This is a genomic window from Anaerotignum sp., from assembly GCF_031981185.1.
Classification (GTDB): domain Bacteria; phylum Bacillota; class Clostridia; order Lachnospirales; family Anaerotignaceae; genus Chakrabartyella.
On sequence record NZ_DALYUL010000007.1, the window covers coordinates 61,627 to 71,247 of the forward strand.

The 9,621-nt window shown below is 29.7% G+C and carries 10 protein-coding genes; all 10 read right to left on the reverse strand.

Going from position 1 to position 9,621, the window contains the following annotated elements; translation table 11 throughout:
• Positions 1-712: 712 nt before the first annotated feature.
• The 10 genes from RTK36_RS05485 to RTK36_RS05530 all read right to left on the reverse strand — a co-directional run bounded on the left by RTK36_RS05485 (position 713) and on the right by RTK36_RS05530 (position 9,473).
• Positions 713-1,267 carry a hypothetical protein gene (locus RTK36_RS05485; protein ID WP_312045099.1) on the reverse strand — a complete coding sequence of 185 codons (555 nt, stop codon included), beginning with the start codon at positions 1,265-1,267 and terminating at the stop codon, positions 713-715.
• A gap of 361 nt (positions 1,268-1,628) precedes the next feature.
• Positions 1,629-2,837 (reverse strand): hypothetical protein, encoded by a 1,209-nt coding sequence (locus RTK36_RS05490; RefSeq protein WP_312045100.1) that lies wholly within the window; start codon positions 2,835-2,837, stop codon positions 1,629-1,631.
• Positions 2,838-2,914: 77 nt separating this feature from the next.
• Positions 2,915-3,256, reverse strand: a complete 342-nt coding sequence (locus RTK36_RS05495; RefSeq protein WP_312045101.1) for a hypothetical protein — start codon at positions 3,254-3,256, stop codon at positions 2,915-2,917.
• 35 nt (positions 3,257-3,291) lie between these two features.
• Positions 3,292-3,486, reverse strand: coding sequence for a hypothetical protein (locus RTK36_RS05500; protein ID WP_312045102.1), 195 nt, complete (start codon positions 3,484-3,486; stop codon positions 3,292-3,294).
• Between the two features lie 213 nt (positions 3,487-3,699).
• Positions 3,700-4,431 (reverse strand): hypothetical protein, encoded by a 732-nt coding sequence (locus tag RTK36_RS05505; RefSeq protein ID WP_312045103.1) that lies wholly within the window; start codon positions 4,429-4,431, stop codon positions 3,700-3,702.
• A 599-nt stretch (positions 4,432-5,030) separates the two neighbouring features.
• Positions 5,031-5,447, reverse strand: coding sequence for a hypothetical protein (locus RTK36_RS05510; RefSeq protein ID WP_312045104.1), 417 nt, complete (start codon positions 5,445-5,447; stop codon positions 5,031-5,033).
• A gap of 4 nt (positions 5,448-5,451) precedes the next feature.
• Positions 5,452-6,027: a helix-turn-helix domain-containing protein gene (locus RTK36_RS05515; RefSeq protein WP_312045105.1), complete on the reverse strand. Its 576-nt coding sequence runs from the start codon at positions 6,025-6,027 to the stop codon at positions 5,452-5,454.
• A gap of 478 nt (positions 6,028-6,505) precedes the next feature.
• Entirely contained in the window at positions 6,506-7,132 is a 627-nt protein-coding gene (locus RTK36_RS05520; RefSeq protein WP_312045119.1) for a hypothetical protein, read from the reverse strand.
• A 788-nt stretch (positions 7,133-7,920) separates the two neighbouring features.
• On the reverse strand, positions 7,921-8,694 hold the full coding sequence (locus RTK36_RS05525) for a hypothetical protein (protein WP_312045120.1): 774 nt from the start codon (positions 8,692-8,694) through the stop codon (positions 7,921-7,923).
• A gap of 233 nt (positions 8,695-8,927) precedes the next feature.
• Positions 8,928-9,473 (reverse strand): hypothetical protein, encoded by a 546-nt coding sequence (locus tag RTK36_RS05530; RefSeq protein ID WP_312045121.1) that lies wholly within the window; start codon positions 9,471-9,473, stop codon positions 8,928-8,930.
• Between the last annotated feature and the right edge of the window lie 148 nt (positions 9,474-9,621).

A 9,621-nucleotide genomic window follows, 5' to 3' on the forward strand; every position in this document is an offset into this window, starting at 1 on the left:
CCCCTGAAATTCTCTTATTTCATTGTCAACATCTTCCCGCTTATTAATTTTATCATCGTAGATATTTCGTTCTCCATCAGTCAACATATCAAATGTACTAATCTTATAAATTCTAACTTGTTTTGCATTAATATTTCCTATTTTAAACCCCTCACTTTTATATTAAGTATTGAAACCAATTGCCTATATACGCTTGAAAAAACTACATCTCACGAGCCTAAATCATACGATTTTCTATTTCTGGTGTTATTCTATCCTTTAAAAAATAAAGCTTAAATTACACCTATATAACAGCAAAAAAACCTAAGCCATATGACACTTCTACTACAAATACTACCTCGTAATGATACAACTTAAAATGTAAATTTTATTTACTCATTACTTATTGATCACTTCTTTACAATGTTCATATTCGTCCAAATTTAAGTAACTGTACTAAACTGGACATCTTGCAACCCTATGTAGTATAATAAAATGGCTTTTAAATATTATAGTAGGGGTGAGTTTATGAACCGAAGAATCCAAATAGCACTTAGTTTAATAACATTTTTATTTTCTTTATGCGCTATGCTTTCTTTTATTTTGCAAAGGAGTCTTCTTGTCCGTTTGATATTTATAATTTTGACTGCTATTCTGTACTATTTACAAATATGGTTAGAGAAAAAGAATATTATTTAGTCTTTAATTTGACATCCTAGATTAAAGACACATATCAATTATTGCTTAATTCCAATTTTCTCTTTTTATTTCTCAACCATTTTTTAACATCATCAAGAGTTAGCTCAAACTTAAGCCCTGCCACCTTATTCTTTCCTTTAGTATGAATAATTTGATAACCTGTTAATTTATAAGGGTGATATTTAGCACTTCCTTGTTGAACTTGATAACCTACTTCATTCGCTAACTCTCTTATAGATAAAGGTATGCGCTTTTTGTTTCTTGCTGCCATACGCTTTTCTTTAATTTGATCAACATTCATAGTTTGGTATAAACTTGATAATTCTTCATACATATTATCAAAGTATTTTTGATACTCTTCATCAATAACAATCCCACTAACAGGTAACCTAACTTGTTTTTTACCTGCAATTATTTTTCTATATTTCTTGCCATCAATATGTAAATCTTCATTCCACCAATGCTGATACATCTGCAACATTCTCGTATAATTTAATTGGTTTGGTGATTTTTTTCCGTAAGTACGTTTCATATAATAAAGCATTATCCATTTCTTTTCTTCTACAAATTTAATATCTTTAATTTCCATATTCTAATCCTCCGTAAATTCTTATATTTCCCTGAGACTAGCGGTAGCTAGGCGAAGAAGAGGTACTTGCTTGCAAGTGCCGATATTCCCATATAACCAGAACCCCTTCTTTGTCTACGACGTTAAGAGCCTACCGCCTTTCATTCATTCCGCTACGCTACATTCATTCCAGTTGCTTGGCCTAACAAGTCGTGTGTCGCTACGCTACCACACTTTGTTGTTATCCCACACTAAATTTTTACTATTACCCTGATTATTTACAAATTTCATTTTCCTCTTTTTTAATCTTTTTCTTTAAGGAAAACACCGCCTAAACCCTGTAAAATGGGCATTCTCAATAACTTTTAGGAAGTTTGTTTTCCTAACTTACTTTTTGACTGTCTACAAATTTTATTTTATCTAATACATTCCTGCCATCCAGCCACTCCATAAGTAATTCCCTCATTCGGATTGATGGTACATAAATATTAATATTTTCTCCTTTTCTGATCCTACTTCGCCAAACCCATTGAATCATTTCCGATAATGCATACAAATCTTGATTAATATAAATGCCCTTCTGGTTAAAAAACTGAGAAATCACTGGATGGATATATATATTTATTGCATATGCAAGATTATATGTATCAGCGTATTCGTTTGTAGACCTGCAATTACACGCTAAAAACTGTTTTGTATAACCTTTACCCTTTAACTTTTGTTGTTGCTTTTTAAACGTAGTCCATAAAATTGTTTCAGATTTTGCCCCAACTATATTGGTAAAATAATTATAGATATTTTTTCGAATTTGTTTAATATATTCTGCATTATGTCGCGCCATAAACCATGTTGACGATAAACCATTTTCTTTCTGGTGAAAATTCTCGTTCAGCTTTCCTTGATAGATATTAATTTTCTCCTTAATTGTAGTTGGATTTGCATAATAATAATCACAAATTTTATATCTTTCATCTTCACTACAAATACTTTTTTTTGTATATTGAATTCTGTACAAATTAAAGTAATTACTGAGTATGCTAGCTTCAAACAAGTATGTTAATACATACACTTTATCAAACAATTCAAATACTTCTGGTGGATAACGCCATAATAAAACTATCCCATTCACGCTTATTAGGCTTTTATTTTCTGCCAAACGCTTTAATTCATTAAAACTAACATCATAATTTTTCTTATCTTGATTCCACATTACAAATCCATCTTCATCAATTGAAATACATTTACTATCAATTAGAATTCTTAAATCATCCTTTTTTATATTGTAGGGCTCAATAACATTTAGCACTTCGTCCAAAATTAATGTATAATGACCATCTTTAATATACTGCTTACTTTCTTCATCTAGGTGTTTAAACAACTCATGAGTAGAAGCAATATCTTCTTCACACATAAGCAATTCATTTAGCGAAAATAATTTTCCTTGCCCTTTGTTTATGGGCTGCTTAAAATCTCTATTGCACGAATCAATTATTCTTTCAACTTCATCTAAGAATGGTGTAATGTAGAGAATATTGTTACCGTAATTTTCATTAATGTAGTTGACACTCCAACTTGTTTTTCCGCTACCCATAATGCTATCTATAATTGTTACTTTCTGTTGTAAATCGTTTATATTAATACCTCCCTGATTTTTACTATCAAATTTCCTTATAAATAAAACACGCTAAATTTAAAAGTGATACCGTTATTTAATACTATTTCTAAGCAATTGCCTAATACACTGTCACTACCATCCTTAATTTCTTCATATTTATATGAATCAACTAGTGAAAAATCAATGCTAGCCGAGATTGGAATAATATTATCTCCTTTACAATTCCAGACTTTAATTGTTTCAGAGTTAGCAACTTCTGTTATTTCATAATCTTCTGATAAATAAAAACTTGCAATTTCAACACTATTAATAATTACATCAACATTTATACCAACTTCACTATCATCAAAAATTTTTCTTATATTTTCAATTAACCCCTGTTTATTTTTATTCATCTTATATCCTCCATAAAATTAATTTAATTTATATATTATCTTTCTAATTCTTTTTCTAGTTGAGCTAATCTTTTTTTATCATTCTGTGTTGCTGATCCATCTTTAACAGAATGGAAGTAGTAATCTATTTCATTTAAAATTTCGTCTAGTCTATTAGCTTTTGCTATTTTTTTCTTTGCCGTTCTTTGCTGACCATGAGGCAATTCATCAAATGTTAAGATCGTATCCACTTTTTTTGCATTTTTAAAATTCCCGAACGATTTTCGAGTGTATCAAAATGCCCCGACACAACAAGCACAAATCCGTTCTTATCTGGATTGCTAACAATCGTACATAATTTCATACCTTTCCTAATATCAAACGCCTTAATACAAATTTCCATAAAAGTTTCCTCCATTTGCTTATCCCTTGACATTCATTAAACAGACCACCTTTAATATTTGTTAGTCAATGAAACCAATTGTCACAATATTTCTTTTTCCACCTAAATCATCCGCAAGCATATAAACGTTATAGATGGCAGTTGAAATACCCAGTTCAAACATGTCTGCAAACTCATCTTTATCAAGCTTTTCAACAAAATCGATCTTAGATTTATTAAGATAAAGTCCTGCATTACATTCCATAGGGAAGCATGGTACTCCATCCTCTCTAATTTTCGTTGCCTCAATGCTGTCATTTCCAAAAGCAATCAATTCATCATTTGCTAGTGGTTTCACATCTCTAAAGTAAAGATCATGAAACTCCATTCCTAAACCGCCAATTTGTTCAATCTCAGGAACATCCAAACTATTTACATTGATTTGGAATCCACCTTTATGAGATAATGCAGCATCAAAAAATTCCTGTACTGAATTGACTCCCCGTTTTTCCTTTGATTCCAGTTCATATACTTCGCCATTGAAAACGGTTTTGTCCTTAATCTCAAATACCATTCTCAAGGCAACATTGTTTTTCATTTTAATTTGCAAGCCATAAGAGCCATATAAACCAATCTCCCCGTCCGCTAGAGCAACTCTTTGTGTACTCAAAACAGATGGTGATTGTTCAGCTAATTCGTCTGGATTGAACCAGAACTCTACTGCATCATCATATAGAGCAACGTCAGTAAATGTAACACTAAAAACACTCCCATTTGTTTTTCCATATTGTAAAGCTACATTCCCATAGTCCATTTCCTTTAAAACCTCTTTAAATTTATCTACATTCATCATGTCGAAGGAATAACAATACCTGAATCCTCTAATATAGGTGTTATTGCGTAGCTATTGGCTTTTAATGTCAATAGCCTTTTTTATTATGGTCTATTACAGATCATCCTTTCTAATAAACAAATGTTGACGAGTTACTATATATACAGTGTGAAAATAACACCATGTACCTAAAAATGGGTAAATTTAATACACCTTCAGATGTGTATTAGAAAAAACATCTTATAAGGTTTGTTACTTAATATAAGCTTGTAAAACAATGTAAAATAAAAATAATTGAAATAAGTTGGACTGAATTGTCCCATTGACATGATAATTAGACTCAGATATAATATGTTTACCATTACATATGTGCTGATTCTGATTTCATGTTTCAGTGCAAATTTATACTAAAATGAGTTTTACCAGAACTCATAGCTGAAGTGTCAACGTTATTTAGTGTTACCAGCACTAAGTCGTTGGCATTTCTTTTCCCCTCCAACAGAACATACGTTTATAATAACACCATATTTTCCCTTTGTAAATAGATTTTAGCAAATATATGTTCTGTTTTTCCGCAATTATTAGGCAATCTTGTTTTCTATTTCTTGAATCAGTCCAAAAATTAGCTCTTGTTCATTTTTATCAAATTCAACATCCACTTGAACAAGTTTATTTTTGCTAATATCTATCATTTGAAAAAATATAGTGTCTACACCATCTATTTTTTCTACCGTTAGCTGAGCTGAAATATTTTCATTAAACAGAATAATGCTGTCTAAATCTAACATTGAATATAAATGTTTTACAAATTTTTCTAGTGCTAAATAGACAATATGATTTAATATTGATATTTGCTCTATATTGAATTGAAGTACATAGATAGCATGCCCATTAGAATATACTGCTTTTTTGCAGCTTCTTATATCTAAACACTGCATAGTTAATTTTTCTTCCCAAATCTGATTTATAAATGAAAGATTAGTTCCATCAATTTTCATAAGTTTATTCGTCCCTTTCTAAGCTTTGTTTTAGTTGTAACAACCTTCTAGTATCTTTGTCAGTAAAAATATCCGCAATTTTTTGTAATATAAATTGCATATCCTGTAATTTTGTTAAATTTTCTTGTGAGTATTCTGTGTTTACCAGCCTTATTAACTCAACGCTAATCCTTCTAATTGCTATTTGAGTGTTTAGTTGTGTTTCTTTTACATATCCTTGAATAGCTTCGCTATCTTTATCCTCCTCTATAACCTGAACATTTTTTATTATGTTATCTTTCAAAATCCCAATATCATTTTGTAAATTCTCATCACCCACAATATATTTTGTATTTTTCAGTACATTTTCACTTAATAAAGCACTAATCATTACCTTATCTTCTTCTTCTAGCTCCTTATTAAGATAGTCCATTGGAACATGTAATTTCTCTGATAGCTGCCTCAATCTATCTTGAGGAATCTTCTTTTCCATCCTTATCCACTTAGATATTGTTTGTTTTGATACATTTAAATACTTTGCTAATTCATTCATTGTAAGATTATTTTGTTTTCTTACAAATTCTAGTCCAATCATTTTCATCCATTTTCATCCCCCTTTTCCACGGGTGACTTTGTCAACCTTTAGTCTAATATAATCCATTCGGGTGACTTTGTCAACCACTTTATTAAAAAATTTTAATACCGCTTTTTAAATAAAATTAGTATTTCATTTCCTACTTGTTTCTGAGTGTATTTTTTTAGTAACAACAAGAGTAGAAGCCAATTCTTCCTGTTCATGCTCAGATAAAATTTTCATGATTGCCAGTGCCGTTGTCTTGGCTTATATCTGTTTAATGTCATTACAGTCATACCCATATCTTTAGCTAAATCTTCTTGGGACTTAACATTTTGTGAAGTCCTATTTTGATTATTACCATGTGTAATTCCATACAGCCTTTCTAATTCCTTAATTCTCAGCCCTACTTTTTTAGCAGAACCTCCCACATCTCCACGTTGACGAATGTTAGTAATATAAAAGGCATACCCCTGTATAGGTATGCCCCGTCTTAATGATAGTGTCAATAATTTTTCGCAAACTCTTTTTCAGCCATTTCTTCTTCGTTTTCTGTTATTGTTTCTAAATTCTCATAGTCAATAGCATTATCTAATATTATTGATTCCATGATAGCCTGAGTTTTACTTATTAGATTTTCTTCAAGAAATTTTAATTCCCATGAAACAGTCCCAAACTTATTTTCACGTTTGTAACCTTCTATCATTTCTTGAAACAAATTACAAAATAACCACATTACTAATAAAATTAAAAACACAAAACCAATAAAAACAATAATAATTCTTGCAATTGGATTAATAACTGGTTCTTTAAAAAGTTCATCTAGTAAAATTAAAATTTGACTCACAAACAGACCACCCCCGACACCAATCAGTATATTATTACTGATCTCTGTGGAATGAAGAAGCCTAGATTGCCTATCTCGTAATGTTTCAATGTCATTCTTTTTTAATGCTCCATAGTATAAAGCATATACTTGTCTACAATATTGGCGTCGTTTTTCTTCAAAATCATATGCTGGACATTTTAGTTTTCTAAGTGTTATTAGCCTATTTTTATTAGATTCTTTATCGCAATCACTTTTAAATTTATTAAGTTCACATGTAATATAGTCAGATTTAATCTTTATCAACACGTAACTATCTCCTTTGGTAAATTAAAAAACAACATTCAAATTGAAATGTTGTTTTAGTGAACCCTCAAATGAAATTCCACTCTCATTTAGATTTCTATTCGTCATAATCATCATGATCTTCTCCATCATAATGATTGTAATAATGATGGGTGTCTTCAATCTCGTTATACACTTACAACATATCTCCCACCAAGAAAATTCATCGTCTTTTCTTGTTTTCCTATAATGTTTCATAATATATTAGAATTCATATATTGTATTTTTATTACAGTAGTTAAATATCATAGAGACAAGCTGTAATCTAGTTTTAAATTCTATTGATATTATTCTTTTGACGGAATTATTCGCTCTTTATATTTTATGTTAATTATATTACTTAATTCTATCATCATTAATATAAATAAAATTGATATATAGATAAAGTCAATTCGATTTAAAATAAAAATATACTTATATCGCAAAAACAATAGAAATCCGAAAACAAAAAAATTACTTATAGAATAATATTTTATATTCATTTTAATCAGAATCACGATAGAAATTGATAAAATAAATAATAATGCTAAGCTCCAATATTGCCACTTAATTTGAAATGTTTTCGTAGATAATACTAATAGTTTTTGATAAAAATATGCATAAATAACTGCATATAATATACATACATAATTAATAATTGTTTTTTTCAAAAAATTAGCTTTTATTATATTAATTCCCCCTTTAACTTAAGGTCTATAAGATAAAACTTATAGACCTTAAAAATTTAAAATTAATTTAACTCGTAGATATTATGTAATTATCATTGAACCATATAATGTATTACTTATTTCCAAATTCCAATTAGTATTTGCACGGCGTAATGGGATATTCCAAGTTGCACCTACCGCTTTTAAAACATCTTGGTCTACATCTGCAGGTTCCCAACTACTTGGTGTTGATTTATAAAAGGGAATTGATGTTATTTTATACTCTTTATATTGATTATAAGTATTAGGATGTCCATCATTACATCCAACAATCAGCTTGTTTTTTGAATTATACACAATTTGTATATTGGTATCCGAAATTGTGGCTCCACCATCAACTTGAGTTACTAAACAAGTAGTAATACCTGAATAGTCATTTTCCACATAATATACAGTTAGATACCCTTTTACCCCATATGTATCATCCCACTGACTTTTTTTAACACTATCATCCACTGAACTACGTGTCAGTTGAACTAACTTTTTAGCCTTTTCTTGATCTGTAGTAGCTAGAGTAATAATTGACTTAGCTTTTACTTCATCTGAATTAATTATTGAATTTGACTGTAAAGAGTTTGCACTTGCCTTTGCTATTCGTTTAACTTTTTCTGGCATATAATCAGTTACGAATGTAACTTGATAAATACCATCTGCATTCTGAACATTTTCGACTTTGCTATTCAAAAATAATTCGTCCGCTATTTTAGAGTCGTAGTTTACACTTGTAGAGGTTTCTTTTTCGACATAATCTTGAGCATATATCGTATTTCCACATAAAATTATTAATGAGGTTGCAATTGCTAATATTCTTTTCATTTTTACCTCCTTTATTTAAAAGACAATGGAAATTTTACGTATTTTCAAACTGTACCCGGTACAGTCATAGTTTACTGCCATCGCAGAGAATTGTCAATATATACCATTATATATTAATAAATTATTAATAATTTATTTATCTTGTTTCCATCTTTATATTAATATATTAAAATGTAATTGTCTTAATTGTTTTCTTATAAGGAGAATGTTAGTATAATTTACTCTTTCAATCGTTACTTTTCATTTCTTTCAAATCCTAAAATCAATCCAGTGTTCTGACCATCGATCATCTCTCTAAGTATCGTACAGTGTATTGGAAAAATCTCCTTATGTTTTTTATTTAATAAGCTATATGTCAGTTCTGTATCTTTCTTAAAATAATTTTCAGGTAAACTGCCATACCAAATCATAATTAGCTCTCCATTCTCCGTAATTATAATCGGATGTTGATTACTTATATCAAATTGATTGCCATGTTCTGGAGGTGACATGAATCCTCTGAGTGTTGTCCCATCTGCTAAAATGAAATCTGTCTTAACAAGAAACATCCATTGTTCTTCATCTGATGGTACTTTACCATTCCAAGGTCTAAAGGTTTCTTCGTCCGTATCATCATACCAAGCTTCATCATAATCTAAGCAGTGACATCCTACCCATACTGGACAAGCTTCAAAAGCCGAATTCTTTAATTCATTCTGTTGTTTTAAAATTGGTTTTTCTTTATTGACGCTTTCTATAAGTTCCACTGAATCATTGTTAGATAATGGTTTTTTATTCATATTTCTTACCTCCTCAAAATATTGACAGGAAATCATATACCGTTAAATATTTATTTGTATTTCTTATATTTTAACATTATCGGGATTTACATTGTCGAATTCATCGTTAACAACATTTCCATTGATTGTATATGTAAAATTATAATGG

Bases quoted from the DNA above. Each gene is read 5' to 3' on its own strand.
- RTK36_RS05525 (WP_312045120.1), bottom strand. From the start codon at position 8,694: ATGAAAAGAATATTAGCAATTGCAACCTCATTAATAATTTTATGTGGA.
- RTK36_RS05510 (WP_312045104.1), bottom strand. From the start codon at position 5,447: ATGAAAATTGATGGAACTAATCTTTCATTTATAAATCAGATTTGGGAA.
- RTK36_RS05530 (WP_312045121.1), bottom strand. From the start codon at position 9,473: ATGAATAAAAAACCATTATCTAACAATGATTCAGTGGAACTTATAGAA.
- RTK36_RS05505 (WP_312045103.1), bottom strand. From the start codon at position 4,431: ATGGACTATGGGAATGTAGCTTTACAATATGGAAAAACAAATGGGAGT.
- RTK36_RS05490 (WP_312045100.1), bottom strand. From the start codon at position 2,837: ATGGGTAGCGGAAAAACAAGTTGGAGTGTCAACTACATTAATGAAAAT.
- RTK36_RS05515 (WP_312045105.1), bottom strand. From the start codon at position 6,027: ATGAAAATGATTGGACTAGAATTTGTAAGAAAACAAAATAATCTTACA.
- RTK36_RS05485 (WP_312045099.1), bottom strand. From the start codon at position 1,267: ATGGAAATTAAAGATATTAAATTTGTAGAAGAAAAGAAATGGATAATG.
- RTK36_RS05495 (WP_312045101.1), bottom strand. From the start codon at position 3,256: ATGAATAAAAATAAACAGGGGTTAATTGAAAATATAAGAAAAATTTTT.